The sequence below is a fragment of the Rhodococcus cercidiphylli genome, from assembly GCF_033042225.1.
GTDB lineage: Bacteria > Actinomycetota > Actinomycetes > Mycobacteriales > Mycobacteriaceae > Rhodococcoides.
Genome location: NZ_JAWLKE010000001.1, coordinates 54,790 through 81,197 on the forward strand (window position 1 = coordinate 54,790; position 26,408 = coordinate 81,197).

The window sequence follows — 26,408 nt, forward strand, 5'->3', positions numbered from 1 at the left end:
TAAGGGCCGCGGGCTGATTCGACGACTCACTCTGCGGCGACGGTCACCGACCGTGAGGCCGACGTGAGCACCGTATCGGTACCACTGTCGGAGTCGATCACTGCCGTCAACACGGCGACGAACTCGGTGATGAAGCGGTGGACGTTGGTCGACGCGACATCCGAGCTGGGGAATCGCGCGGAGATGTTGAGCCCTTGGAGCGTCCGGTTGACCCAGAAGTAGACCTCGTCCTCGGCGTGGCAGTTGCTCCGCAGAGCCCGACCCTTGCGGTCCTGCCACTGCTCGGCATCCGGGAGGAATCGAAGGTCTATGTAGGACACCACGAATCGAGGAATTTCCGTCGACTCGAGGATCTGGGCGATCTTGGAGTACGGCATCCGTGCCAACCCTTTGTTCGCCGCGCCTGCAGTTGCTGCAGCCTCGACTGCCTCCCCGAAGGTGCGAGCGTCGCCGAGCTCTATCTCCATGGGCAGAATCCCGACGTACCATCCCACCGCCGCGGCCCACTTCTGTTCGTCTCTGGTGTGCATCGGCATCACGGTGCGCAACGTCGTGCGGCCGGACAGGCGGACGTTCGTCAGTGCCAGAGCGGCCAGTATTCCGGCCTGCATGTTGTACCCGGCGTTACGGCATGCAGCGTTGAAGGCATCCGACTGCTCGGAAGTCAGCAGCCAGGACGAGATGCTGCTCTGTGCGGCCGGGCCGGTGAGCGACCGGTCGACCGACACCGGAAGGGGAAATGCGGGAAAGCGTCCGTCCTCCACGGCCAGGAAGTCCTGCCAGGTGCGCACGGCGCTGTGGTCACCGGTCAGCGTCTCGCCGAGAGCCCTCTCGGACTGGCTGAAGTCCACATAGCTGCCGACCTCGGGCAATTGTGGGTCGATGCCTTCGAGGGCGTGCGCGTAGAGCCTGTCGATCTCGTTGATGGCGTAGATCTGGCTGTAGGCGTCCATCACCGAGTGGTCGGCGGCGAACGCGAGTAGAAACGACTCTCCCGGCCCGTTCGAGAGAGCGCGGGAGGCGTCGTCCGGTTCGATGGTCGCGAGGACGAAGTGCGGCCATGCCGTCGGGGAGACGGTGTCGCCGAACCAGGAGTGCAGATGGCTGAAGACCTGAGTCTCTGTCCGGGGTTCGGTGTGGGCCCGGTCGGTCACCTGCACTGCATCTGTGGGTGCGGTGTAGCGCAGCCAGGAACCGGATTCCTCGTCGCGCCTGACCTTGGTCCGAAATGCCTCGTGACGACCCATGTACGCGGTGATGGTTGCGCGCACTGCATCGACGTCGTAGCGGCGATGAATCTCGAACACCGTGCCGATCCACGAGCCCGGAGCGCTGCGCTCGCAATGGTCCTGGTGCGTGTAGGACAGACCGCGGGGGTCCGGTTCCCAACGGTCGTCGTCGACGCGGGGGACCCACTCGGTCAGGCGACCGGCGGGGAGGGGGTAGTCGGCGAGTTCGGTGTATTCCATGGGAGTCCTCTTCCGTTCCGGGCTCGGTCAGCGGTGCGCGGCGTTGGTTCGGTATTGCACGTTCGATTACGGTCGAGTCGATCGTGTAAACCCGTCGGCGATGATCGGGCAGCCGACCGGTCGCTTTATCCGATTGCTGTTGGATTGCTGCTTTCCGCATTGAAAGAACAACGTCGTTGCCGTCGACCCGAAGTGAGTTCAGAGAACACGATAGGGCGAAAGCGAAATTATTTCGCAGCGCGAAAAAGTAATACTTCTCACTGTCGAGCGTCTTGACTCGCCGGTCGCCGATCGGGAGTCGAGGGAGCGTCCGATTGTCGTATCTTATGAACGAATCACTGACTTTGCTGGTCAGCGTGATGATAGTTCACAATCGAAGTGTGGTGCAAACTGTCGTGCGACCCGAAACACGACCCACGCCACTGAATGGATCGAACATGGTCCGGGACACATTCGGGACGTCTTTTTCGTGCATCTATTGCCGAATGTGAATGCATTGGTGTGGCGAATTGACACCACTACCCCTGCTTCGTGGATGTAGTAGGTTCGGCGCGTGACTCGAATTGGATTTGCCGATCACCTATTCTTGCGAATGCATCACGGCATCGGATATCCCGTCTACAACCAGTTCTTGTGGTGGTTCGACGAAACCGTCCAGCGAGTGGATCTGGAAAAGCTACGCGACAACCTGTCCGGCGGTCTGCTCGCGCGCCGAGTGGTCTCGTCGACGGTGCCTACTGCCCGCGCTCGATGGGTGGCCTCGAACGTCTCCCATTCACTGGATTTTCACCCACACTTCATCGAATCGACCGAAGTGTCGGCCTGGGCCGACGGTTGCATCGATGACGACATCGATCCCGAGACCGGTCTCGGTTGGCGACTGGCGGCAGCTCCTCTGACAGACGGAGGGACGGTGCTCTCGTTGGTCGCTTCGCACATGGTCGCCGACGGCGGCGCTCTGATCGCCGCGTTCGCGGCTGCGAACTCCCCGTCCGTGCACCCTCGGTCGGTTCCGACCGAGGACGGAATCGCGGCCATCGGCTCGGACCTGCGAGACGCCGTGGGGCAAGTGCGGTCCCTAGCCGGCTGGTTGGTGAACACCGCTGCGTCCGCGCTACCGATTCCCACCCGATCCGGTCCGGACGTCGTTGTCCCGCGCTCGCAGCCGACTCGCTCACAGCCGACGGCCGGTGCCGTGGATGCAGACTGGGTATCGCCTCATGCGGTGGCAGAGGTGGACGCAGGTACTTGGAAAGCGGCTGCCCAGCGATGGGGTGGCACGTCCAATTCACTGTTCATCGCCGTTCTCACGGCAGCCTCCGGGCAGGCCGGGCGAGCCTCGATCGGAGACTCGGTGCAGTGGTCTTTGCCGGTCAGCGATCGCACCGTCGACGACACTCGCTCCAATGCCACCAAGATCGTCAAGATCGAGGTCCCCGTCACCGACGCGGCCGACCGCGATCTGTCGACGATTCGGAAAATCAGCAAGGCGGCGTTCACCGCTTTCGCCGCGAGGCAGGCTGCCGGTCTACCACCCGCAGGCATCTCGCAGGCCCTCGTGCAGATGCTGCCCGACGCCGTGGTCGCGCGTGTTCCGCAACCGCGTGACGGTGCGGAAGGCCTGGCGTCGAACCTGGGTGCTCTGCCCGAGGTCTTCACCACAGTGGCCGGTATCGGAGCTCGTGCCGTATCGGGCAGGGCGACCTTCGCGGGTGCCGACGCCGCATTCGCGCGATCGTTGGACGGTGGGCTGACGGCCTGGCTGTGCGAGACGGGCGCGAGCGTCACCGTGACCGTCCACGCCATGGATCCCGATCGATTCGTCGATGACCTGGCACTGCGTGACCATCTGGCGGAGGCGCTGGGTCGCTGGGAGTTGACTGCGCGATTCTGGTGAGTGCGTCAGCGGTTCCGCGCTGCCGCCTCGGCGATGTCTGCAGCTGCGCCCACCGCAGTTGCAGTCGGGGCGACCGAGCCGGCGAGTCGGCGTGCCGCCTGCCTGGCGCGTTCGGTAGTGATATCGGTAATGCCCTGCTGGAGAACGGATTCGGTCAAGGTCGCGAATTTCGTGCTGGTGCCGGCTCCGATCCGCCGCAGCGCGGCTCCCCAGAACGGCTGATCGGCGCTGAACCAGCAGACGAGTGTCGGCAGGCCGGCCCGCGCCGTCGCAGCCGTCGTGCCTGCGCCACCGTGGTGGACCGCAGCCACGCATCGCGGCAGGATGCTCGCGTGATCGACCGACTCGACGATCATGATGTTCGAATTCGATTGGACAGCAGCAGGATCGGGACCGATCAGGTCGCTCCAGCCGGCACAGACGAGAGCGCGAACGCCCAGCCTTCGGGTCACGTTCTCGATCATGCGCAACAGCGCCGCGGGATCGGGGACGGGCATGCTGCCGAAGCCGAAGTACACCGGCGCGGAGCCTGCCTGCAGCCATTCTTCCAACGCGGGATCGGAGTCGACGCGAGCGCTGTTCAGCCCCAGGAATCCGACGAACGGGCGGTGTGAGCCCCACTGTTCTGCGAGCCCGGGGAACAGCGCCGACTCGTACGCCTGAATCTCCACTCCGCCGTAGCGTTCGGACCGAACAGGCAGCGAATGACGCGTCGGTGCCAGACCCAGGGACTTCCTCTGAGCGTTCTCGCGGGCCTTCATGGATCTCCAGCGCATCGACTCCGCCAGCGCCCACATCGACCGGTTGACGTATCCCGGTAATGCGATGCCCGGGGTCACGGGCACGACGTCGTTGCGCCGGAGCGGGCAATAGTGCAGTGCCACAAAAGCATTGCCTGTGTGCTCCGCCATGTTGAACGCCATCTCCTGCCCCAGCGAACCGGTGACGATCGCGTGGCAGCCCTGGGCCATCCGTTCGAGTTCGCCCGTCATCTGATCCCAGCCGTGATTGGCCAGTTCCGCGAGTGCCGCCATCTTGGTCCGCGGGTTACGCGACTTGATCCGCACCCTGATCAACTCCGACTCCAGCAGTCGCTGGGTGTCCGGCCCGAACGAGACCACGCCGATTCGTTCGGACTCAGCCGTTTTCGCGCGAGCGAAGTCCATGAGGTTCGGTGGTGCGCCGAACACCACGTCGTGTCCGCGATCCGCGAGTTCGACGCCGAGCGCAAGACCGGGCGTCACGTCACCGCGACTGCCGTTGAATGGCATCACGAACTTCATAGGGTCACTCGCAGTCGCGTCGGCGTGGAAAACGTCCTCAACCTATCAGTCCCGCCCGCCGCAGTTCGGATCGGAAAACATATGGCGGGAAACACATTTGCGGCCCACCTGCGTCCGCGCTCGCGCAGCGATAGTCTCGCGGGGTGGAAAGACTGACGTACGACGACGACCTGTTCCTCCGGATGGAATGCGTTCTCGGGGTACCGGTGGTGAACCAGATCGTCTGGCGGTTCGACCGCGCCGTCGCTCCGGACGCGCTGCGATCGATGTGGCGAATGCTCGCCGAAGGCCCGATCGATCGATCCGTTCGACGGGCCCGGGTGCCCGGAGCCCGTGACAGCTGGACCGCAGCGCGTCGACCCGCCGATCCGGTGGTGATCGGGCCACCGATCGCCCGTGCGGCGGTCGACAGGTGGATCGAGGACGAGGCCGCCGTGGCGTTGGATCCGATCGGGGGACCGGCGTGGCGATTGTCGGCCACGTCGGTGGAAGAAGGCGGCACGGTCGTGTCGTTGGTCGGCTCTCACGTCGTCGGCGACGGCGGGGCCCTCACCTCCGCAGCCGCGGCCGCGCTGGCCGGACACGCCGTCCCCGACGATTTCCTGCGCGTCGGCCTCGATGACGGTCCCCTGTCCGCGACGGCGATCTCTCGCGCAGATCTCTCCGATGGTCTCGGCCGTGTCGGTGCGGCGCTCTCGGGTGCGGCACGAGCGCTCGGCCGCACCGCGGTGGGCGCGGTACGGGCACGGTCCACGGCGTCCGCCGACGCGAGCGCAGGAACACCGGAGAACACCGGTGCCGACCGTCCGCGTGCGATCGTCGCCCCTGCCGAGGGCGCGTGGACGCCGAGCACCGTCGTCGTCGATTGTCTGTCTGCGGAGTGGTCTGCCGCCGCGGCGAACAAAGGCGGCAGTTCCAACAGCCTCCTGGTCGCGGTGGTGCTCGGGATACTGACCGGCAGCGGCCGAGTCTCGACCGAGGACCGGGTACGCGTCGCCCTCCCGGTCAGTACCAGGACCACGGGTGATCGGCGTGCCAACGCGACGTCCGGTGTCTCGATCCACGTCGAGCCGGGAGGGGCGTACCTCGACGATCTCGGAGCAATTCGAGCGGCGAGCAAAAACGCCTTCAGAACCCAGGCCGATCGCACGGTCACCACGACGTTCGAGCTCCTCAAACCGCTGATGCAGTTGCTGCCCGACGCGATCGTGGCCAAACTCGCCGCGTCGGGCTCGGCCCCGCTGTGCCTGTGCTCGAATCTCGGTGCCAGAGGCGTCGCACTGGGGACCATCGGTGGTCTCGACGCCACCGCGGTGGCGATGAGGTCGATCACGCAGAACACCGACGTGGCCCTGCTACGCCGAACCGGCGGTGGCGTCAGCGCCTGGTGGAACGAATCGGGCGAACGCGCCACCCTGTGCGTCACCGGGCTCGATCCGGACAGCTTTCCCAGCAAGGAGCACCTGAGAGGGCTGGTCGAGGTGGAGTTCGATCGATGGGGCCTGACGCCCGAGTTCTGGTGACCTCGAGACAAGTCACAACCGCGGGCAAGGACGGATTTTCGACCGGATCGCCGGTGAGGCTATGCTTTCCGACTGTTCGAGTGTTCGAGCAGGTGTGAGAAAGGGGAGCGATCCATGGCAGTGGTCGTGTTGTTCGGGTCCGAGACCGGTACGGCCGAGGAGGTCGCCGACAAGATTGCGGACGTGCTCAGCGATCATGACGCCGAGGTACGCGACATGCTCGAGTACGAGGTGTCCGACATCGACACCGACGACTTCCACGTGGTCATCTGCTCCACCTACGGAGACGGAGAGCTCCCCACCGGTGCAGAACCCTTCTTCGATGCGCTCGTCGAGGACGCGCCCGACCTCGCGGGACTGCAGTTCGCGGTGTTCGGTCTGGGCGACCGGGTCTACGAGGACACCTTCAACCGCGGCGGCGAGATCATCGCGGAGAAGCTCACCGAGCTCGGCGGCAAGCAGGTCGGTACTCATGCTCGGCACGACAGCTCGTCGAACATCAAGCCGAAGACCATGGCCGAGGAGTGGGCTCGCGAATTGATCGATCTTCTGCCCTGACGGCAGAACTCGGCTCCGTCCGGCCCAGCGGTCGGCGGAGCCGGAAGGTCAGGACGGGGCGCTGCCCCACAGTGCGGCCAGAGACGTACCCACACGAGTGAGCAGTGTTCGCACCAGCGGTAGGCCGATGCCGATCACCGATGACGGATCGCCCTCGATGCGGTCGACGAACCAGCCCCCGAGCCCGTCCAACGTGAACGCCCCGGCCACCGACAACGGTTCACCCGAGTCGAGGTAGGCCTCTAGGTCCACCGAGGACGGCGTCGAGAAATGTACGACGGTCGAACTGTGCGCTGCAGCCTGCGCCACGACCACTCCGTCGGTCACCCGGAGCACAGCGTGGCCGGTCAGCAAGTCGCCGCTGTTGCCCGCCATCGACTGCCATCTCGTGCGCGCCACCTCGACCGAATGTGGCTTACCGTGCAGCTCCCCGCCGATGGCCAACATCGAATCGCAGCCGACGATCACCAGATCGTCGCTCGAATCCGAGAACGTCTCGGCCACCGCGGCGGCCTTGGCTCGGGCCAGTTCCGTGACCACCGTTTCCGGAGACACCGACGGCCCGAGCGCTGCTGTCAACGCATCCTCGTCGACACCCGACACCCGGACGATCGGCTCCACCCCGGCACCGCGCAGCACCGACAGACGCGCAGGCGACGCCGACGCCAGGACCAGACGAACAGGCCCCGGCGCAGCGTCGGAGGACCGCATCGTCACCGTGGGTAGCGGCCCGACGCGGCATACGAATACGCCGACTGGGGTGCGAATCGGCGATGCAGCAACTCCGGTGAACCCCACAGCTCACGAGGACGAGAATCGCCCGTCGACTCGGATCCGCCCTGGGCAGCCGTCAGAACCGTCACCAGCGCGGCGATTTCCTCGTCGCTCGGATTGCCCTTCACCACCCGAACAGCCGCAGGGGACGGGGAAACCACCTCGCTCGGATTCGCTGCGTCATGATTCGCTTCGTCGCTCGCTGCGTCATGATTCGCTTCGTTCATAGTGGGATGTTTCCGTGTTTCTTGGGTGGGAGGGTGACTTGTTTGCGTTCGAGTAGTCGTAGTGCGGTGACGATCTGGCCGCGGGTGTGGCTGGGGGGTATGACGGCGTCGAGGTAGCCGCGTTCGGCGGCGATGTAGGGGTTGACGAGGGTGTCTTCGTATTCCTGCTGCAACTTCAGGCGCAGGGCGTCGACGTCCTCCCCGTTCTTGGCTGCTTCGAGTAGTTGTTTGCGGTAGACGAATCCGACGGCACCGGAGGCTCCCATGACGGCGATCTGCGCGGTCGGCCAGGCGAGGTTGACGTCGGCTCCCATGTGCTTGGAACCCATCACGTCGTAGGCGCCGCCGTACGCTTTGCGGGTGATGACGGTGATCTTGCCGACTGTCGCTTCGCCGTAGGCGTAGAGCAGTTTCGCGCCGCGTCGGATGATGCCGTTGTATTCCTGCCCGGTGCCGGGCAGGAACCCGGGAACATCGACCAGGGTGATGATCGGGACGTTGAAGCAGTCGCAGGTCCGCACGAACCGGGCTGCTTTCTCGGAGGCGTCGATGTCCAACGTTCCGGCGAACTGGGTGGGTTGGTTGGCCACGATTCCCACCGATCGGCCGTCGATGCGCCCGAACCCGACGATGATGTTGCGTGCCCGGCCTTGTTGGACTTCGAGGAATTCGTCGTCGTCGAGGATCCGGGTGATGACCTCGTGCATGTCGTAGGGGGTGTTCGGTGAGTCGGGGATCAGGGTGTCGAGTTCGAGGTCCTCGGCGGTCAGATTGTCTTCGATGGACCCGGCGATCGGGTCCGAGGGTGCGGTGCGGGGGGCGTCGGCGCGATTGTTGCTCGGCAGGTACGACAGGAGGTCGCGGACGTAGTCGAGGGCGTCTTGTTCGCCGGAGGCGACGTAGTGCGCGACCCCGGATTTTTCCATGTGGGTGTGCGCGCCACCGAGTTCTTCCATGGTGACGTTCTCGCCGGTGACGGTTTTGATGACGTCGGGTCCGGTGACGAACATCTGGCTGGTGCCGTCGACCATGACCACGAAGTCGGTCAGTGCCGGGGAGTAGACGTGCCCGCCGGCGTTGGGGCCCATGATCAGCGAGATCTGGGGGATGACTCCGGAGGCGCGGACGTTGCGGTGGAAGATCTCGCCGTACAACCCGAGGGAGACGACGCCTTCCTGGATGCGGGCTCCGGCGCCTTCGTTGATGCCGACCAGGGGCCGTCCGGTTTTGACGGCCAGGTCCATGACCTTGACGATCTTCTCGCCGTAGATTTCGCCCAGGGAGCCGCCGAAGACGGTTGCGTCCTGGGAGAACACGCACACATCGCGGCCGTCGACGGTGCCGTAGCCGGTGACGACACCGTCACCGAAGGGCCGGTTGTCTCCGAGCCCGAAGTTCTGGGAGCGGTGCCGGGCGAGGGCGTCGAGTTCGACGAACGAGCCCTCGTCGAGCAACGCGGTGATCCGTTCGCGGGCGGTGAGCTTGCCTTTGGCGTGGACCTTGTCCACCGCTGCCTCACCGGACGGAATCTCCGCAACCGCGAGACGTTTACGAAGATCGGCCAATTTACCCGCAGTGGTATGGATATCGGGGGCTTCGGCCGACCCGTGTGCAGTGGAATCCTGGACGCTGGTCATGGGGAACCACTTTAACTGCGAGTGTGATCTGCGCCCCGACCGAGGGTGGTCGGCGACAGGCCGTCGGCCTGTCGGCGAGCCCATATGCTGGTGCGCATGTGGACAAACCTCGATCGGCCACCACTGGACGTCCGCGCGCTTCGCCGGGCACTGGTGGACGGCCCGCAGGCCTCGTGGTCCCGGCTGGACGTGGTGGCGGAGACCGGTTCGACCAATGCCGACCTGATCGCGGGGGTTGCCAACTACGCAGACCGGACGGCATTGATCGCCGAACACCAGGACAGCGGACGTGGCAGGCATGCGCGACCGTTCTCCGGCGCGCCTCGGTCGCAGATCCTCGTGTCGATGCTGCTGAAGTTCCCGGGAATCGATCCCGCCGTGCTCGGCTGGGTGTCGCTCATGACCGGAATCGCTCTCGTCGACGCGTTGCGCACCGTCGGTGAAGTGGATGCTCGGCTGAAATGGCCCAACGACGTCCTCATCGGAGGCAAGAAGGTCTCGGGGATCCTGGCCGAGGTCGCCGCGCACGGACCGTCGCCCACTGTCGTCATCGGGCTCGGGGTGAACGTGACGATGACCGTCGACGAGTTGCCGGTACCCACGGCGACGTCATTGGCGCTGGAGGGGGCCGCGGTTCTCGACCGCGACACGTTGGTTCGGGCGATTCTGCGGGGGATGGCCGCCGAGGTCGACTCGTGGCGCGACTCGAACTGGAACACCGACGCCCTCGCCCACCGGTACCGGGAGAGGTGCGGCACGATCGGGCAGCGTGTGCGAGTCGATCTGCCCGGGGGCGACGAGAAGGTCGGAACCGCGGTCGACGTCGACGAGCACGGCCGGATCGTGATCGAGGTCGAGCACCCCGGGGCCGATCACCCGTCGGTGCTGGCCGTGGCCGCCGGTGATGTCACTCATCTGCGACCTCTCGCGTGAGACCATATCGACTCGACGGAAGTCGTAGCGAGTAGTCAGGAGTGCACGTGGGTTATCCACAGGACGCGTTGGCCGACGAGGAAGAGCTCCTGCTTCATCATCACCCCCACTGGAAGATGCTCGTCCTGCCGTCGGTCACGTTCGTTCTCGTCACGGGCCTGGCAGGCGTCGGTCTGGGGGCCGCGAGTGCACGCCTCGACTCGACGGCAGCGAACGCCGCCATGATCGCCACAGCGGTGCTGTGGTCGGCGATCGTCGTGTGGCGGTGCCTGGTGCCGCTGATCAGCTGGAAGTGCACGCATTTCATCGTCACCGATCGACGAGTGTTGATCAGACAAGGCGTGCTCACCCACTCCGGCATCGACATTCCGATGAGCCGAATCAGCAATGTGCAGTTTCGACACGGACTGATCGACCGGATGTTGCGGACCGGCACGCTGATCATCGCCTCGGCATCGGACGACCCACTCGAGTTCGACGACATTCCGCACGTACAACGCGTCCATTCGCTGCTCTACCAGCAAGTATTCGACTCGATGGAGTACCGTCGCGAACCCGTGCACGGCCGGGAAGCGGCGTTCGAGCCGATGCCCGAGGAGTCGGCCGGCGAGTCCAAGCCCGGTTGGCGAGCCGGTAAACGCAGGTAACACAGGCTGTTCTCACCTTCGAACCGTAGGGTGACCGATGTGACCGACGTGCTGCTTGCCGAAGACGACGAAGCCATTGCTGCACCCCTGTCCCGAGCGCTCGGGCGCGAGGGCTACACGGTGACCGTCGAACAGACCGGCCCTGCCACCCTTCAGCGTGCGCTGGACGGAAAATTCGACCTGTTGATACTCGACCTCGGCCTGCCGGGGATGGACGGCCTCGAAGTGTGTCGGCAGGTGCGTGCCAACCGATCCGAGGTTGCCGTACTCATGCTCACCGCACGCACCGACGAGGTCGACTTCGTGGTCGGCCTCGACGCCGGGGCCGACGACTACGTCGGTAAGCCCTTCCGCCTCGCCGAGCTCATGGCCCGCGTACGTGCGTTGCTCCGCCGCCGTGGTGCCGGGGAGGATTCCCCGATCGAGGTCGGCGCCATCCGTCTCGAACCCGCTGCCCGACGCGTCCTGGTCGGTGGCACCGAGATATCTCTCGCCAACAAGGAATACGAGCTGCTCAAGGTCCTGCTCGACCATGCGGGCCAAGTGGTCTCTCGCGAAGTGATCCTGCGTGAGGTCTGGGGCGACGCAGAGTTGCGCGGATCGAAGACTCTGGACATGCACATGTCCTGGCTGCGTCGCAAGATCGGCGACGAAGGGCCGGTGGCCGAGCGTCGCATCGCCACGGTGCGCGGCGTCGGCTTCCGTATCAACAGCGACTAGCGGTCGATGCGGCGTCGAATTCTGGTCTCGATTCTCGCTGTCGTCGTCATGACGGCGTTGCTGCTCGGTTTGCCCCTGATGTACACCGCGTGGTTGTGGGTGGAGGATTTCACCCGCAACGACCTGCAGGCACGCCTGGATCGAATGGCGGCGGAGATCATCTCGCAGGAAGGGTCTGCGGGGCTGATCGAGGGGCAACTCGACATCGGCTCGCTCCGGTTGGCGATCCCGCAGGGCGGTCGGCTCGTGGTCATCTATCCGACTCCGGAGGATGCCGCCTCGCGCGCGGACATCGGGCAGTCGTCCGTGCCTCGCCCGCTGGTGGAATCGCTGTCGATGGGTACCTCGGGTTCGCTACGCCTCGAAGTGCCGTCCGACGACATGCGGTCCCTTCAGCGCCAAGCGCTGGGAGCGGTGACGCTCGTCGTTCTCGCATCTGCGATGGCAGGCACCGTCGTGGCCGTCGTGACGGCCAAGCGCCTGGCCGACCCGCTGCAAGATGTGGCGCGGCGAGCGGCTCGCCTGGCCGAGGGCGACTTCAGGCCGGATCCACGACGGCACGGCATCGCCGAACTCGATCGGGTCTCGGAGGTTCTGGACTCGGCCACCGTCGAGATCGCCGGACGGCTGCAGCGTGAGCACACGTTGGTTGCCGATGTCTCGCATCAGCTTCGCAGTCGCCTCACCGCTGTCCGTCTACGTCTGGACGAGATTTCCACACACCCGGATCCGGCGGTGGTCGACGAGGCCAACGAGGCGATGGACCAGGTGGATCGGCTGACCCTTGCCATCGACGAGCTCGTTCGATCCTCTCGTAGTGACGGCGCGGCCGACGCGCACGAGGTCTCGGTCGTCGAGGAACTGACAGGAACCATCGTCGAATGGCAGCGAAACTTCGAGGACGTGGGTCGGACCCTGGCGATCAAGGGCGACGCGGATCTGAAGGCCTCGGTGACCGGATCGCGCTTGCGCGAAGCGGTCTCGGTGCTGATCGACAATTCCCTGGTGCACGGAGAGGGAGCGTGCACGGTGGCGGTTCGAGCCGTCTCGGCCGTCGAGAGCACCGAGGGACGCCGCGAAAGACTGGTCTGCGTCGAGGTCTCGGACGAGGGGCCAGGGGTGAACAACGAACTTGCCCCGCACATCTTCGACCGCGGATTCTCGGGAGCCGGTTCCACCGGTGTCGGGCTCGCACTGGCCCGGGCGCTGATCGAGGCGGACGGCGGACGTCTGGAACTGCAGCGACGCCGCCCGGCACTCTTCTCGGTGTTCCTGCCTGCGTGGCGGGAACCGTCGCCTGCCGTGCCTCGGCGCGAACCGCGCTGAGCATCTCAGCGTCGGTGCATCTCAGGGTTGGTCGAGTGCGTCCGCTGCGTCGGTCGGATCCTCGTTGCGTTCGGCGTCCACTTCCAGGATCGTGCGCGCGTTGTCCTCGGGGAAAGCGAAGCGGCGTAGTGCCCAGAACCGGAATGCCATCTGCAACAGGTTGCCGATGATGTAGTTGAGGACGAAGTCGATGATGACCACGGTCGTCAGGGATTCGCTGGTATCGCGGATGTCGAAGACGTTGTTCGCGATCCACAGCGGACCGGCTGCGATGAGCACACCGATACCGCTGATCGCGAAGAAGAGCAGTGCCTCGTGGTGCCGCTCGCGTCCGCCGCGGTGTTTGAAGGCCCACTCACGGTTGAGGAAGTAGCTGAGCAGGGTGGCGAGTACACCCGAGATGATCTTGGCGATCACCGGCTTCTGCTCGAGCACCGTCAGGCTGAGCGAATAGAAGATGACGAGGTCGAAGATCATCGTCGTGCCACCCACGATGGCGAACTTGATCAGCTCACTGTGCCGAATCGCGAGGTCCCGAAGGGGCGTGGGTAAGCGCTGGAGCACGCTTGCGATCGTCGGCACAACGGTGAAGTCTACGAAACACATTTCGGTTCCGCCGAACCGAGGCTCCGATCATCAGGGTTTCCACAGGTCCTCGCCGAGTCCGCCGTCTCGCCTGAGACTGCCGGTTCGGACCGAATGCGTGCGACATGACACCATGGTGAGCCGTGACAGGTACCGAACCGCGCCCCACTGCTGCGCGCCCGTCGTCGACCGGAATGCCCGTGGTGACGATGATCGGCGGCGGTCAGCTCGCCCGCATGACTCACCAGTCCGCGATCGAACTCGGACAGACCCTTCGTGTTCTCGCCGCCGGTGCCGACGAGCCGGCAGCTCAGGTCAGCCCCGACGTCGTCTTCGGCCACCACGACGACCTCGATGCGCTGCGCACTGCCGCGACCGGTTCCAATGCGCTCACCTTCGACCACGAGCAGGTGCCCACCGCGCACCTGGAGACTCTCGTGGCAGAAGGGGTCAACGTACAACCGCCGCCGAGCGCGTTGATCTTCGCCCAGGACAAATTGCGCATGCGTCGCAAGCTCGCCGAACTGGGCGCGCCCGGTCCGGCCTACGCGGAGGTCTCGTGGGCGCAGGACGCGATCGCGTTCGGCGACGAGCACGGTTGGCCGGTGGTGCTCAAGGCAGTGCGCGGCGGCTACGACGGGCGTGGAGTGTGGATGCCCGCCGACGCCGAGGAAGCCGAGGAGATCGTCACCGCACAACTCGACCTGGGTGTACCGCTCATGGTGGAGGAGAAGGTGGCCATGCGCCGTGAGCTGTCGGCGATGGTGGCACGATCACCGTTCGGCCAGGGAGCCGCGTGGCCCGTGGTGCAGACAGTGCAGCGCAACGGCCAGTGCGCGGTGGTGCTGGCACCGGCTCCCGACCTCGACGAGGACGTGGCCACGTTCGCAGGCAGGCTTGCCCTCGACATCGCAGGTGCGCTCGGCGTGGTCGGAGACCTCGCGGTCGAACTGTTCGAGACCACCTCCGGCAAGCTCCTGGTCAACGAACTGGCCATGCGACCCCACAACTCCGGTCACTGGACCATGGACGGGTGCCGCACCTCGCAGTTCGAGCAGCACCTACGTGCAGTACTGGACTACCCGCTCGGTGACACCGATCCACTCGCTCCGCTGACGGTCATGGCCAACATTCTGGGCGCGCCGCAGGCCCCCGAGATGACGATGGACGAGCGGCTGCATCACCTGTTCGCCCGCATGCCCGATGCGAAGGTGCATCTGTACGGCAAGGGCGAGCGCAAGGATCGCAAGATCGGACACGTGAACATCCTGGGCGCGCAGTCGGGTTCGCTCGCCGACCCCGCCTACGTGGCCTCGGTGCGCGAGCGAGCCGAGCGCGCAGCGCACTGGATGTCGCACGCCGAATGGACCGACGGATGGGACCCGCACGATGACTGACAACACGATCGACTCAGGCCCAGCAGTCGGCCTGATCATGGGCAGCGACTCCGACTGGCCGACGATGGAAGCCGCGGCAGAAGCGCTCGCGGAGTTCGGAATTCGCTTCGAGGTAGGCGTCGTATCCGCGCACCGCACCCCGCAGCGCATGCTCGACTACGCCCGCGAGGCCGCAGGCCGCGGGATCCGCGTCATCATCGCCGGGGCCGGGGGAGCGGCCCACCTGCCCGGCATGGTCGCGTCGGCGACGCCGTTGCCGGTCATCGGAGTGCCGGTGCCGCTGAAGTACCTCGACGGTATGGACTCGCTGCTCTCGATCGTTCAGATGCCCGCCGGAGTCCCCGTGGCCACGGTCTCCATCGGGGGTGCACGCAACGCAGGGTTGCTCGCGGTCCGGATTCTCGGTGCCTCCGATCCGGCTCTGCAAGAACGGATGTCCGCGTTCCAGGCCTCACTCGAAGCCATGGTGCTCGAGAAGGACAAAGCTCTGCGCACCACTCTGCTCGGGTGAGCGCAGCCGTGTCACGGAGCGAGCAGATCCGGCGCGCCGGTCGCGGTAGTCGGCAGTCCATGCTGGTGACGCGGCTGGCGCTGTTCTATGCCCGACTCTGGCGCGGTACGGCGCGTTTCGACGACGAATTCTCCCTGTTCGTGTGCACCGGTCTGCGTGGCGGATTCGGCCGCGGCGGAACGACATTCGGCGGTGCCTACCTGACGAAGGGCAACACCGCCCGTCGGGTACTGCGACACGAGGCCGTCCATGCAGACCAATGGGCGAACTTCGGGCTCACCTTCCCGTTCCGCTACCTCGCCGAAGAAGCGCGACATAGGGGCCCGGCGAACAAGTACGAGATCGAGGCCGGACTCGCCGACGGCGGCTACCGTCAGCCCGGCTGAGCAAAATTGCCGGTGACCTTCTCGGTCTCGGCGCGCCGCTGCGACTTCTCCTTGTCCGGATGTGCCACCTGAACCAGTGACGCCCCCACGACGAGTACCGAGAGCAGACCGTCGATCAGCTCGTCGGCTGTGGTCCAGGACGCGCTGGACATGACCCGGTCCGAGGCCGTCCAGGACCGTGCGGCGGCTCGCTCACCAGCGGCCGCGAGAACCTCGTCCACCGAACGTCCGTCCAGCGCCGCGGCTGCGCTCCCGGAACCCGCGACCCTGAACTGATCGCCGTGCACCCGCACCGACGTCGCGTAGTCGGTCATCCCGATCGGCAGATCGGGGACCGCCTTGCCGAAGGCGTCGAGCGAGAAGGCCAGCACCTCTTCTGTGTCGGGAGCCTCGTCGAGCCGATCACCCGACACCATCGCTACGTCCGCGGAGTCGTCGGCCCCGAGAATCACCTCGCCGCCTGCCCACCAGATTCCCAGCAGTGCCGCAGCCGTCTGCCAGTGCGCGGGCAACAGCACACTCACCCTGCCGCCCACCTCGAAGCCGAACTCGTCGCGCAACAGATTGGCGGTCTTGGCCGCCCAGTTCGCGAGGGTCACCGCCGACACCTCGACCCGCTCACCGGTCGCATCGTCGTAGAACGTGATGCGCGGACCGGCCGGATCGGCGGCGAGAATCGGGTCGAGCAGGGTCTGAGTCAGATTCGAAGCCACCCCACGACCCTAGATGACGCTCGACGACTCCGATTCACACAGTGAGCGAACGCCGATCAGTTGACGCACATCGGGCCGACGGAACCGGCGTCGATCGGAGCAGCCGGTGCCTCGGGAACCGCCGTACCCGACTCGGGAGCAACGGTTTCCGCCGTCGCAGCCTGACCCGAGCCCGGCCCCGCGTAGTCGTTCGCGAGGACCACCCGAACGGTATCTGCCGACAGCGAGTCGTCCGCGGTGATCTGCAGTCCGCCGAGCGCTGCCGAGACGGCGCGTGCGGCATCACTGTCCACATCGGCAGCCTGGATGCGGCTCGCCGAGATCGACGCGCCCTCGTAATTTCCGATGGTGCCGTCGACGTACCCCAACGCCGTCAACGAACCGGCGACACCGTTGGCGAGCCCGTCGATACCGCTGTCGTTCGCGACGTCGACGGTCACCGTCGACGGATCGACAGCCGGTGCGTCCGAATCCTCGGTGTTGGCCTCCGCCGAATTACCGTCGGCAAGCAGGCCTGCGACGTACTTCTTCACCGCAGCGGGATCGACCTGCACGATCGATTCGCCGTAGTCGGTCGTCGCATTGATGTCCACTGCCGGAATCGTCTCGAACTTGACCTTGCCGCCGGCGAGATCCTGCAGGCGAGTGGCGAACTGCAGAATGTCCCAGTCGGAATCGAGAGTCACCGATCGCTGCACCGCGGTGCTGAGTTGGCCCAGTTTGCCGGGGTTGCTCAGCGTCTTGGCGCTGAGCACACTCCGCACGAGCGAGGCCATGAACACCTGCTGGCGCACGATGCGGTCCAGATCTCCGCGCGGAAGATCGTGCCGCTGTCGGACGAAACTCAGAGCCTGCGAACCGGAGAGATTCTGCTCGCCCGCGGGGAAGTTCGCACCCGACAGTGGTTCTTGCACAGGGTTGTTCAGGCACACCTCGACACCGCCGACGGCATCGGTCAGCAGCACGAAGCCGAGCAGCCCCACCTCGGCATAGTGATCGACGGTGATGCCGGTGAGGTTGGCGACCGAATCGATGAGGGCCTCGCGGCCGGCCTCGGTGGCCTGGGATTCGGCATCGGCGTCCGTCACCCCTTGCTCGACCAATTCCAGTCGCTTGTTCTCCTTGGTCGCGCCGTACGCGGCGTTGATCTTGGACATGCCGATACCGGGTACCTCGACGTACGAGTCCCGCGGAATGGAAATCGCGGTGGCCGACGAACCGTCGTTCGGAACGCGGATCAGCACGATCGTGTCGGTGTTGGACGCCACCTCTTCGCCGGCGTTGAGGGATGCGAGTTCTGCGGGGGACAACGCATTGCCGTGGGCATCGGTACGACTGTCCGTGCCGACCATCAGAATGTCGACGGCACCGTCGGCGGCTCCGCCGAGACCGAGACCACCCGCGGTGGCGATATTGGAGCGCAGGCTGTCGACACTGCGCCACGCGAAACCGGTCACCAGCAGGACCAGGATCGAGAGCACTGCGACCGCGACGTGGGTCGCGGGCCAGCGGGTACTGCCGACCCGAGGGCCCCTGCCGCCGGATCCGGGTCGCTCGACGCCACCGCGAGGGGTTCGCCGATCGGGACGACGCGATCTGGTCGCGCGTTCGCTGGGAGCGCCATGTCTGCGTTCTCCGGTGCGGCGTTCTTCGCGGTGTTCGTCGTCGACGTATCGGTGGGCGGCACCCTCGCGCTCGCTGGAGCGTCCCGAGGTGCGCGCTAGGGGATCGTCGGATCGCCGGGGAGCGCTCCGCCTCGGCGGGGGAGTGCGCTCACCTCCGGGCGTGCCTGGATCTCGTGGCACCGTGACGACCCTCTCTCGTTTCCGGCCGGCCTGAAACCTGCCTACTTCTTTGTTCTCCCCCCGCCGTTCGAAGGTTACTTGTCACCGGTCGCTGCCTCGCCGAAGCGAACGCGGCGTGCCACACTTGGCAACCGTGAATGCGATCGTGGTGACCGGTGCACACGGCCAGTTGGGCCGCCGAGTGATGTCTCTGGCCGCCGAACGAGGTGACGGAGTCGAGGTGTTCGGATATTCGTCCGCCGACCTGGACATCACCGACCCCGACGCCGTGAACGCCGCGGTGAGCGCGGGGGCAACGGTGATCAACTGCGCTGCCTACACCGCCGTCGATGCCGCCGAGACCGACGAGGACCGAGCCTCGGCGGTCAACGCGGACGGCCCTCGAAATCTCGCGCGCGCCTGCGGGCGTGTCGGAGCCCGGTTGATCCACGTCTCCACCGATTATGTGTTCGACGGCACAGCAACCGAACCGTACGAGGTCGATGCGAAGACCGCACCGCAGTCGGCGTACGGACGCACCAAGCTCGCAGGCGAGCTCGCTGTGCACGAGGAGCTGCCCGAGGCCGTGGTCGTGCGGACCGCCTGGGTGTACGACAACACGGGCAAGAATTTCGTGACCACGATGCGCCGACTCGAAGGCGAGCGCGAAACGATCTCCGTGGTGAACGATCAGATCGGTTCGCCCACGTTCGCCCTGGATCTGGCGTCGGGCCTGCTCGAGATCGAAGCCGACCCTGCTGTGCGCGGACGAACGCTGCACTTCACCAATGCGGGGCAGGCCAGCTGGTTCGACCTCGCACGCGCGGTGTTCGCGGGGATCGGTGCCGATCCCGAGCGAGTCGAGCCGTGCTCGAGCGCCGAATACGTGGTTCCGGCCCCTCGGCCCGCGTACTCGGTGCTCTCACCGACGGCGTGGGTCGATGCCGGCCTGACCCCGGCGCGGCCGTGGTCGGATGCGTTGACAGCAGCCTTGACGCAGTCGACATGAGGGTTCGACGCGAGATCGGGCTAGTCTTGCCCGCGTGAGTTCCGAGCTGGCCGTGGTGACGGTGACCTATTCACCCGGCGAATACCTTGACCAGTTCCTGACGTCTCTACGTGAGGCGACGACGCGGCCCCTTCGGGTGATCATGGCGGACAACGGCTCGGTCGACGGCGCGCCCGAGGCAGCCGAGGTCGCGTTCGAGGAGGCCGAGTTGCTGCGAACCGGCGCGAACATCGGCTACGGCGCAGCGGTCAATCGCGCGGTGGCCGAGATCGACCCCGACATCGAGTTCGTCGTCGTGGCCAATCCGGACGTGCGGTGGCATCCCGGATCGCTCGACGGTCTGCTCGACGCAGCGGCGCGGTGGCCACGGGCAGGTGCCCTCGGACCGCTCATTCGCGAGCCCGACGGCTCGCGGTACCCGTCGGCACGGTCGGTACCCGATCTCACGTCCGGTGCGGGTCACGCGGTGCTCGGCAAGCTCTGGCCGACGAACCCGTGGACTCGGCGGTATCGCCAGGAGAACGAGACCGTCAGCGAGAGGCCGGTGGGGTGGCTGTCGGGATCCTGTCTGCTGCTGCGGCGTTCGGCGTTCGATTCCATCGGCGGATTCGACTCGCGCTACTTCATGTACATGGAGGACGTGGATCTCGGCGACCGGCTGGGCAGAGCGGGCTGGCACAACGTCTACGTTCCCGACGTCGAGGTGACCCACTCGAAAGGCCATGCGGCAGGACGGCATCCGGAAGTGATGTTGCCCGCACATCACACCAGTGCGTACCGCTTCCAGGCCGATCGACACGACCGAACGTGGCAGGCTCCCTTACGATGGGCCCTGCGTGGCGGTCTCGGTCTTCGTTCGAAGATCGTTGTGGCCTCGGCGCTTCGGGCGCGAGCAGTTGACGGACGAGAATCGGACGAGAGAACAGAGGCTGGACATGCCGGATAGTCCCACATCGGTCGCCGCACGTACCGACGCAGTCATCCTGGTCGGCGGCAAGGGAACTCGGCTCCGGCCGCTGACACTCTCGGCACCCAAGCCGATGCTCCCCACCGCAGGGCTGCCGTTCCTCACGCACCTGCTGGCGCGCATCAAGGCCGCGGGTATCGAGCACGTCGTCCTCGGAACGTCGTTCAAAGCCGAAGTCTTCGAGCAGCATTTCGGGGACGGATCCTCGATGGGCATCGACCTCGAGTACGTCTTCGAGACCGAACCGCTCGGAACCGGTGGCGGCATCAGGAACGTACTTCCGCGCCTGCGCGCGGACAACGTCATGGTCTTCAACGGCGACGTCCTGGGCGGCACCGATCTGACCGCGGTCCTCGACACGCACCGGAACACCGATGCCGATGTCACGTTGCACCTGGTTCGTGTCGGCGACCCGCGCGCGTTCGGCTGCGTGCCGACCGACGAATCCGGCCGAGTGACAGCGTTTCTCGAAAAGACGCAGGATCCGCCGACCGATCAGATCAACGCCGGTTGCTACGTGTTCAAGCGCGAGATCATCGAATCCATTCCGGCCGGCCGTCCGGTGTCGGTGGAGCGAGAAGTGTTCCCGGCCTTGCTCGCCGAGGGCAAGAAGGTCTACGGACACGTCGACAGTGCGTACTGGCGCGACATGGGAACACCCGAGGACTTCGTCAAGGGCTCGGCCGATCTGGTTCGCGGCATTGCGCCGTCGCCTGCGCTGCACGGAGATCGCGGCGAATCGCTCGTACATCCGAGCGCGGGAGTGGCACCGGGCGCACTGCTGATCGGTGGAACGGTCGTCGGACGCGGTGCGGAGATCGGAGCGGGAGCGCGCCTCGACGGAGCCGTCGTGTTCGACGGTGCCGTCGTCGAAGCGGGTGCCGTCGTCGAGCGATCGATTCTCGGCTTCGGTGCTCGTATCGGACCCCGCGCTCTGGTGCGCGACGCGGTCATCGGCGACGGTGCCGACATCGGAGCCCGCTGCGAGTTGCTCCGCGGCGCGCGCGTGTGGCCCGGCGTCAAGTTGCCCGACGGTGGAGTCCGCTTCTCCACCGACGTCTGACCCAGGCGGTCCCTACCGGCGACGCGCGGCGAGCGAGACGAGGTGGTCGATCGTCTCGCGCTCGGCGTCGTCGGGCAGAGCATCGACCGGCCACCAGCGCAGATCCGTCGATTCCTCGCTGCGGACTGCTCGCGCTCCGTCCGGGGCCCGGACCAAGAACCTCAGGTCGAGGTGCCGCGTCGGCTTACCGAGCGAGCAGGTGATCGGATGCGTGTGCGCGGAGAGCATGATCGGGTCGACCGTCAGATCGGCGATCCCGGATTCCTCGGTGGCCTCCCGTAGCGCTGCGTCGACAACCGTCTCGTCCGACGGTTCGCAGTGCCCGCCGAGTTGAATCCACCGACCGACCTTCGGATGCAGGGTCAGCAGCACATGGGTACCCGAGGTGTCGAGCACCAACGAGGACGCGGTGAAATGGCCGGCCTCGTTGGCCCGCAGGCAGGCGTCCGGGTTGCTGTCGAGAAACGCCAGCATCGTGTGCCGCAGCGATTCCTCGCCCGAGTCCGACGGTGCCCATCGGTCGAGTGTCGTTGCGGCCGAGTGCCACAGAGTCGACGCCGACACGTCAGAGCTCCACCAGTGACGACCCGGGAACCACGGGATCCCGGACGGTCAGTGATTCGCTGGGATGCCCGATTGCGATGGCTCCCATGGCTTTCCAATCCGCGCGCAGGCCGAGTTCGGCGCGCACGGTATCGGCGGCGAAGATGGTGGAACCGATCCAGCAGCTGCCCAGTTCACGCACCGCGAGGGCGACGAGCAACCCCTGCACGGCCGCACCGACAGCCACGGTGAACATCGTGTCCTCCGCGGTTCGACGCCTCTCGTCGGGGTACGAGTGCGCGCCGTCGGGCACGCAGAACGGGATCACGATTTCCGGGGCGTCGAACAAGATATCGCCGCGGCTCAGTCTCGCAGCGATCCGCTCCTCGCTCAGCCCGTCGCCGGCCAGGTCGGCTCGCCATTGCTCTCGCATCGTCTCGAGCAGTCGACGCCGGACGGCAGGGGTTCTGACCCAGACGAATCGAACCGGACGGGTGTGGTGCGGGGCCGGGGCGGTGAGGGCATCGGCAACGGCCGCACGAACGGCGTCGGGATCGACCGGTTCGTCGGTGAACGAGCGCACCGAGCGTCGGCGCAGCAGCGCCTCGCGTCGACCGCGATCGAGTGCCTCGGCGGTACCGAGCCAGAACAGGTCGTCCTCGCCGCCGCGCAGAAGCGTCGCCGCGGTGGAACCGTCGTCGACGGGGGTCAGTCCGCGCACGACCGCGATCGGAACTCCGCCGAGCTTCCCCTTCACCAGATCGCCTGCGGCCGCGAGCTCGTCGGCGATCGCGACCTCGGTGACCACGAGCTGGTTTCCCTGACCGTCCTCGGCTCCGGCATACGCATGTACGACGCCCAGGCCCGCCGCACCGATGGCGGCGTCGGTCTGGCCGATCCGCCACGCCCGTCCCATCGTGTCGGTGACGACCACGGCGACCGTCACGCCCAGTAGCGCGCCGAGCGCAGTGCGGAGCGCGGCGGCACTGGCGTCGGGGTTCTCGGGAAGCAGCGCCAGTTCGCCTCCGTCGACGTTGGAGCCGTCGATTCCCGACGCGGCCTGCACGATGCCGAGTCGGTTCTCGGTGATGAGGGTTCGGCCCTTGCGTGCGACGATGCGCACGGCTTCCCGTTCCACGAGGACTCTGCGGGCGGCATCTCGCTCGTCCGCATCGCGAGGTGCCTGCACCAGACGGCCCTCGACCTTCGAGATGATCTTGCTGGTGACGATCAGGATGTCTCCGTCACGCAACCACGGCGCTCGGTCCGCAACGGTCGCGGCCAGATCGTCGCCCGGCCGGAACTCGGGGAGGCCGGTCACCGGCAGTATCTCGATCGAGCCGCCCGGAGCGTGATCCTCGGGTGCCGACCGGAGCGAATCGGTATCGCGAGTGTCGGTCACAGGTCGAGTCCGGCTGCGCGCAGAGCGGTTCGGGCCATGACCGCTGTGGTCTCGGGGTCGGTCATCAGCAACGGAACCGACTGCACGTCCACCCCGTCGACGACCGCCGTATCGGTGGTGTGCACCAGCCATGCGTCGAGAATGCCGGTACCGCTTCGGCTTCCGTAGTGACGGCCCACCGCCTGCGCCGTGGTCTCCACTCCGATGACGGACAGGCACTCGTCGGCCATGCCGCGCAACGGCTTACCGTCGACGACGGGGGAGAGGCCGACCACCTTGGCGGCCGTCGTGCGAAGCGCCCCGCGGATACCCGGCACCGCGAGGATCGCACCGACGCTCACCACCGGGTTGGACGGAGCGAGGACGACGGCGTCGGCCTCGGCGATCGCCTCGACGACTCCCGGTGCCGGAGTTGCCTGTTCGGCTCCGATGTTGGCGAAGCTGTGGGTCGGGATCTGTGCGCGGTACCGAACCCACCACTCCTGGAAGTGAATTGCGCGCTGCTGCTCCCCGGTCGGGTCGTCCGGATCGGTGACGACGACGTGGGTCTCGGAGCGGTCGTCGGTGACGGGCAGGAGCCGAACTCCGGGTTGCCAACGGTTGCACAGCGCTTCGGTGACGGCGGACAGCGGAAAGCCGGTGCGCAGCATACGACTGCGGATCAGGTGTGTGGCGATGTCACGGTCGCCGAGTCCGAACCAGTCGGGATCGGCACCGTAGGCCGCCAACTCGTCCCGAGCGTTCCAGGTCTCCGCGATGCGCCCCCAGCCTCGCTCGGTGTCGATTCCTCCGCCGAGGGTGTACATGCACGTGTCGAGATCCGGGCAGATGCGAAGACCGTGCATCCACACGTCGTCACCGACGTTGACCACGGCGGTGATCTCGTGCTCGGGCTCGTCGCCGAACAAGGTTTTCAGACCCTGCAGAAACCGAGCGCCACCGACGCCACCGACCAGAACAGTAACTTTCACAACACGCGAGCCTAATGGGGTTGCGGTGGTGCGGGGTGAGCGCCCACCCGTGGGCCGACGTCCGCGGGGACCGTTTGTGACCGGGAGAACCGATGCGACACGCACGGGACGGGCTTCGATCCGGGGAGAGCGCCGATTTCGGGCATGTGATGGTATTGGATTTGTGCGATCGGCTTGACCGCGACACACCTGGACGTGTCTAATCACAGGTATGTCATTCGGTGTTCGCAACACGAGTTCGATTGCAGCGAACCTGGTTTCGAACACTCGTTCCCTTCCTGTTCGTCCCTGACTGGACGTCGAGTAGAGGTCGAGAGTCGGATCGGCACGTTGGACCAGCTCGATCGAATACCGGCGCGGGGCAAGGTATTCGAGAACACGAGGACCGAAAGTATCTGCGCTACCACAGGTGAGGAGGCGGAAGCGATGTATGACCAGCACGTGACACGTGATCAGCGGGGCGGACCCACTGCACATCTCAGCGCTGTCGACGACGCGCCGCAAACCGAGTCCGGCATCGGCGCAGATTCGAGCGTCTCGATCGACGCGGGTTCTGCGTACGTCGGCCGAACGGACGAGTCCGACAACGACGTCGATGTCGTCGACGCCGAACTGGACTCGGATTCCGACACAGAACTCGATTCCGATTCCGACGTCGACTCGATGCCCTTCGTTGCCGAGTCGGTTCCCCCGGCCAAGCCGTTCCTCAGTCTCGTCGCGGGTTTCGACGAGATGTTCGAGGAGATCGAGGATCAGTGGCAGGAGCGCGCTCTGTGTGCGCAGACCGATCCCGAGGCCTTCTTCCCGGAGAAGGGTGGCTCCACCCGCGAGGCGAAGCGCATCTGCCTCGGCTGTGAGGTCAAGGACGAGTGCCTCGAGTACGCGCTCGCCAACGACGAGCGATTCGGTATCTGGGGCGGGCTGTCCGAGCGCGAGCGTCGCAGGCTCAAGCGCGGAATCGGCTGAGCGGTTTCGTTCGGTCTCGGTGATCGGAACCGCACGGATCGTTCACACCCCGGCCGGGTCGACCTCGTCGGGGTCGATGCCGAGGTACGTGGCCACTTGCTCCACCAGAACCTCGAACAACAGATCTTCCAAGTCCTCCGGGTGCTTCGCCCGCCGCTCGAGCGGCCGCCGGAACAGCACCACCCTGGCGCGTGTCGTCTCTCCGCGCTTGTCGATGCCTGCTGGTACCAGTCGCGAGAGCGGTACCGGACCCTCCGCCACCACCTCGGGTGGCCACGTCACCGATTCCGGGTCCAACGCCCTGATCTTGGGTACCTCGTCCACGGCGATGTCGAGCTTCGAGAGCTTCTCGTGCCATCGATGATCGATCCGCGCGAACGCTTCGAGCACCAGCCGGTCGAACTTCTCCGCTCGTGAGCGCCTGGCCGGGATGTCCTCGGGCAGAACCGGTCCGCGGACGCCGCGTCCGTGCCGGGCCACGGACCGAGAGGTGATCCTGCGCGCGGATGAGAATCGAGGCATAGGGGGAGGTTATCGCGCTCGTCCGGTGTGTCGGTCGTTCGGTCGGTTGCACCCACCGGATACTCTGCACTCGTGAGATCACTGCGTGGCTGCTGCAGGCCTGGTTGCAACCGTTCTGCCGTTGCGACGCTCACATACGTCTACTCCGATTCCACCGCGGTCGTCGGGCCGCTGGCCACAGTCGACGAACCGCATTCCTGGGATCTGTGCGAGGTACATGCGTCGACCACCACCGCTCCCAAGGGCTGGGAACTGGTGCGTTACGAAGGCGGCTACTCTACGTCGAGCCCCGACGAGGACGACCTGACGGCTCTGGCCGAGGCCGTCCGCGAGGCCGGCCGCGGCGATCGCGTCCGGTCCGAGGACCGCGAGAGCTCCGACCGCTCGAGCTCACGGCCGTCCGACACCGAACGCCGATCCGCTCCGGCCGTCCGAACGGGCAGGCGCGGGCACCTTCGAGTTCTTCCCGACCCCACGTCCTGAGCAGCCCGAGCACACCGAGTGTGGTGTGCGCCGGTCCGACTGGCCGGTCCGTCTGCCGTCTGGCAAGGTTCGACGAGCAGGACCGAAACGGACAGCTGCGGTATGCCGATAC

At 66.1% G+C, this 26,408-nt stretch carries 27 protein-coding genes; 15 read left to right on the forward strand and 12 right to left on the reverse strand.

Translation table 11 applies throughout. The annotated features are described in order from the left end of the window. Window positions 1–26: 26 nt before the first annotated feature. Window positions 27–1,469: a condensation domain-containing protein gene (locus R3P95_RS00270; RefSeq protein WP_317547096.1), complete on the reverse strand. Its 1,443-nt coding sequence runs from the start codon at window positions 1,467–1,469 to the stop codon at window positions 27–29. A gap of 592 nt (window positions 1,470–2,061) precedes the next feature. Here R3P95_RS00270 and R3P95_RS00275 point away from each other — a divergent pair. Next, window positions 2,062–3,366 carry a hypothetical protein gene (locus R3P95_RS00275; protein ID WP_317547097.1) on the forward strand — a complete coding sequence of 435 codons (1,305 nt, stop codon included), beginning with the start codon at window positions 2,062–2,064 and terminating at the stop codon, window positions 3,364–3,366. A 5-nt stretch (window positions 3,367–3,371) separates the two neighbouring features. Here R3P95_RS00275 and R3P95_RS00280 read toward each other — a convergent pair whose 3' ends face one another. Further along, window positions 3,372–4,637, reverse strand: coding sequence for a glycosyltransferase (locus tag R3P95_RS00280; protein WP_317547098.1), 1,266 nt, complete (start codon window positions 4,635–4,637; stop codon window positions 3,372–3,374). 155 nt (window positions 4,638–4,792) lie between these two features. Here R3P95_RS00280 and R3P95_RS00285 point away from each other — a divergent pair, with 155 nt between their 5' ends. Together R3P95_RS00285 and R3P95_RS00290 are read left to right on the forward strand one after the other, a co-directional pair. Then, the gene (locus R3P95_RS00285; protein WP_317547099.1) at window positions 4,793–6,172 is read left to right on the forward strand and encodes a hypothetical protein; all 1,380 of its coding nucleotides are present in this window, start codon (window positions 4,793–4,795) and stop codon (window positions 6,170–6,172) included. Window positions 6,173–6,286: 114 nt separating this feature from the next. Beyond that, window positions 6,287–6,730 carry a flavodoxin domain-containing protein gene (locus R3P95_RS00290; protein WP_068051234.1) on the forward strand — a complete coding sequence of 148 codons (444 nt, stop codon included), beginning with the start codon at window positions 6,287–6,289 and terminating at the stop codon, window positions 6,728–6,730. Window positions 6,731–6,778: 48 nt separating this feature from the next. On the opposite strand, the gene R3P95_RS00295 is transcribed toward R3P95_RS00290, so the two are convergent. The 3 genes from R3P95_RS00295 to R3P95_RS00305 are packed head-to-tail and all read right to left on the reverse strand — an operon-like array spanning window position 6,779 to window position 9,368. Beyond that, a complete protein-coding gene (locus tag R3P95_RS00295) occupies window positions 6,779–7,441 on the reverse strand; it encodes a Maf family protein (RefSeq protein WP_094669205.1) in 663 nt (220 codons plus the stop codon). Window positions 7,442–7,443: 2 nt separating this feature from the next. Further along, complete coding sequence (locus R3P95_RS00300; protein ID WP_269593493.1) at window positions 7,444–7,731, reverse strand: acyl-CoA carboxylase subunit epsilon; 288 nt, start codon at window positions 7,729–7,731, stop codon at window positions 7,444–7,446. Continuing rightward, window positions 7,728–9,368 carry an acyl-CoA carboxylase subunit beta gene (locus tag R3P95_RS00305; protein ID WP_317547100.1) on the reverse strand — a complete coding sequence of 547 codons (1,641 nt, stop codon included), beginning with the start codon at window positions 9,366–9,368 and terminating at the stop codon, window positions 7,728–7,730. Before R3P95_RS00305 ends, R3P95_RS00300 begins: the two co-directional genes overlap by 4 nt. 96 nt (window positions 9,369–9,464) lie before the next feature. On the opposite strand from R3P95_RS00305, the gene R3P95_RS00310 reads away from it, so the two are divergent. From R3P95_RS00310 to R3P95_RS00325, 4 genes are read left to right on the forward strand one after another with little or no spacing between them, the layout of a single operon-like run. Then, window positions 9,465–10,301: a biotin--[acetyl-CoA-carboxylase] ligase gene (locus R3P95_RS00310; protein ID WP_317547101.1), complete on the forward strand. Its 837-nt coding sequence runs from the start codon at window positions 9,465–9,467 to the stop codon at window positions 10,299–10,301. 47 nt (window positions 10,302–10,348) lie between these two features. Beyond that, complete coding sequence (locus tag R3P95_RS00315) at window positions 10,349–10,948, forward strand: PH domain-containing protein (RefSeq protein ID WP_317547102.1); 600 nt, start codon at window positions 10,349–10,351, stop codon at window positions 10,946–10,948. Window positions 10,949–10,987: 39 nt separating this feature from the next. Beyond that, window positions 10,988–11,668 carry a response regulator transcription factor gene (locus R3P95_RS00320; RefSeq protein ID WP_037190266.1) on the forward strand — a complete coding sequence of 227 codons (681 nt, stop codon included), beginning with the start codon at window positions 10,988–10,990 and terminating at the stop codon, window positions 11,666–11,668. A 6-nt stretch (window positions 11,669–11,674) separates the two neighbouring features. Continuing rightward, on the forward strand, window positions 11,675–12,994 hold the full coding sequence (locus tag R3P95_RS00325; protein WP_094642328.1) for a sensor histidine kinase: 1,320 nt from the start codon (window positions 11,675–11,677) through the stop codon (window positions 12,992–12,994). Window positions 12,995–13,015: 21 nt separating this feature from the next. On the opposite strand, the gene R3P95_RS00330 is transcribed toward R3P95_RS00325, so the two are convergent. Further along, window positions 13,016–13,576: a GtrA family protein gene (locus R3P95_RS00330; protein WP_317547103.1), complete on the reverse strand. Its 561-nt coding sequence runs from the start codon at window positions 13,574–13,576 to the stop codon at window positions 13,016–13,018. Window positions 13,577–13,773: 197 nt separating this feature from the next. Here R3P95_RS00330 and R3P95_RS00335 point away from each other — a divergent pair, with 197 nt between their 5' ends. The 3 genes from R3P95_RS00335 to R3P95_RS00345 are packed head-to-tail and all read left to right on the forward strand — an operon-like array spanning window position 13,774 to window position 15,873. Then, window positions 13,774–14,976 carry a 5-(carboxyamino)imidazole ribonucleotide synthase gene (locus R3P95_RS00335; RefSeq protein WP_373455168.1) on the forward strand — a complete coding sequence of 401 codons (1,203 nt, stop codon included), beginning with the start codon at window positions 13,774–13,776 and terminating at the stop codon, window positions 14,974–14,976. After that, window positions 14,969–15,487 carry a 5-(carboxyamino)imidazole ribonucleotide mutase gene (gene purE / locus R3P95_RS00340; RefSeq protein ID WP_269593499.1) on the forward strand — a complete coding sequence of 173 codons (519 nt, stop codon included), beginning with the start codon at window positions 14,969–14,971 and terminating at the stop codon, window positions 15,485–15,487. The genes R3P95_RS00335 and purE overlap by 8 nt, the downstream gene beginning before the upstream one ends. Continuing rightward, window positions 15,484–15,873, forward strand: coding sequence for a hypothetical protein (locus R3P95_RS00345; RefSeq protein ID WP_255183293.1), 390 nt, complete (start codon window positions 15,484–15,486; stop codon window positions 15,871–15,873). The genes purE and R3P95_RS00345 overlap by 4 nt, the downstream gene beginning before the upstream one ends. Here R3P95_RS00345 and R3P95_RS00350 read toward each other — a convergent pair. Further along, window positions 15,861–16,586 (reverse strand): TIGR03089 family protein, encoded by a 726-nt coding sequence (locus R3P95_RS00350; RefSeq protein ID WP_317547104.1) that lies wholly within the window; start codon window positions 16,584–16,586, stop codon window positions 15,861–15,863. The genes R3P95_RS00345 and R3P95_RS00350 overlap by 13 nt on opposite strands. 56 nt (window positions 16,587–16,642) lie before the next feature. Then, window positions 16,643–18,067 (reverse strand): LCP family protein, encoded by a 1,425-nt coding sequence (locus tag R3P95_RS00355; protein WP_317547105.1) that lies wholly within the window; start codon window positions 18,065–18,067, stop codon window positions 16,643–16,645. Window positions 18,068–18,524: 457 nt separating this feature from the next. Between R3P95_RS00355 and rfbD the strand changes: the two genes are divergently transcribed. From rfbD to R3P95_RS00370, 3 genes are read left to right on the forward strand one after another with little or no spacing between them, the layout of a single operon-like run. After that, window positions 18,525–19,379 carry a dTDP-4-dehydrorhamnose reductase gene (rfbD, locus tag R3P95_RS00360; protein ID WP_094642496.1) on the forward strand — a complete coding sequence of 285 codons (855 nt, stop codon included), beginning with the start codon at window positions 18,525–18,527 and terminating at the stop codon, window positions 19,377–19,379. Window positions 19,380–19,413: 34 nt separating this feature from the next. After that, complete coding sequence (locus R3P95_RS00365) at window positions 19,414–20,325, forward strand: glycosyltransferase family 2 protein (protein ID WP_094642323.1); 912 nt, start codon at window positions 19,414–19,416, stop codon at window positions 20,323–20,325. Beyond that, window positions 20,315–21,409: a mannose-1-phosphate guanylyltransferase gene (locus tag R3P95_RS00370; protein WP_068045714.1), complete on the forward strand. Its 1,095-nt coding sequence runs from the start codon at window positions 20,315–20,317 to the stop codon at window positions 21,407–21,409. Before R3P95_RS00365 ends, R3P95_RS00370 begins: the two co-directional genes overlap by 11 nt. Window positions 21,410–21,421: 12 nt before the next feature. Here R3P95_RS00370 and R3P95_RS00375 read toward each other — a convergent pair whose 3' ends face one another. Genes R3P95_RS00375 through cofD form a run of 3 tightly spaced genes read right to left on the reverse strand, consistent with a single transcriptional unit; the run spans window position 21,422 to window position 24,325 of the window. Further along, window positions 21,422–21,973 carry an NUDIX hydrolase gene (locus R3P95_RS00375; protein ID WP_394855364.1) on the reverse strand — a complete coding sequence of 184 codons (552 nt, stop codon included), beginning with the start codon at window positions 21,971–21,973 and terminating at the stop codon, window positions 21,422–21,424. A 1-nt stretch (window position 21,974) separates the two neighbouring features. After that, window positions 21,975–23,354, reverse strand: coding sequence for a coenzyme F420-0:L-glutamate ligase (locus R3P95_RS00380; protein ID WP_317547107.1), 1,380 nt, complete (start codon window positions 23,352–23,354; stop codon window positions 21,975–21,977). Further along, window positions 23,351–24,325 carry a 2-phospho-L-lactate transferase gene (cofD, locus tag R3P95_RS00385; RefSeq protein ID WP_068045705.1) on the reverse strand — a complete coding sequence of 325 codons (975 nt, stop codon included), beginning with the start codon at window positions 24,323–24,325 and terminating at the stop codon, window positions 23,351–23,353. Before cofD ends, R3P95_RS00380 begins: the two co-directional genes overlap by 4 nt. Before the next feature lie 732 nt (window positions 24,326–25,057). Here cofD and R3P95_RS00390 point away from each other — a divergent pair. Further along, window positions 25,058–25,291, forward strand: a complete 234-nt coding sequence (locus tag R3P95_RS00390) for a WhiB family transcriptional regulator (protein ID WP_027496498.1) — start codon at window positions 25,058–25,060, stop codon at window positions 25,289–25,291. Between the two features lie 42 nt (window positions 25,292–25,333). On the opposite strand, the gene R3P95_RS00395 is transcribed toward R3P95_RS00390, so the two are convergent. Continuing rightward, the gene (locus R3P95_RS00395) at window positions 25,334–25,813 is read right to left on the reverse strand and encodes a metallopeptidase family protein (RefSeq protein WP_094642321.1); all 480 of its coding nucleotides are present in this window, start codon (window positions 25,811–25,813) and stop codon (window positions 25,334–25,336) included. A gap of 72 nt (window positions 25,814–25,885) precedes the next feature. Here R3P95_RS00395 and R3P95_RS00400 point away from each other — a divergent pair, with 72 nt between their 5' ends. Further along, window positions 25,886–26,296, forward strand: coding sequence for a DUF3499 domain-containing protein (locus R3P95_RS00400; protein ID WP_176460497.1), 411 nt, complete (start codon window positions 25,886–25,888; stop codon window positions 26,294–26,296). The last annotated feature ends 112 nt before the right edge of the window (window positions 26,297–26,408 follow it).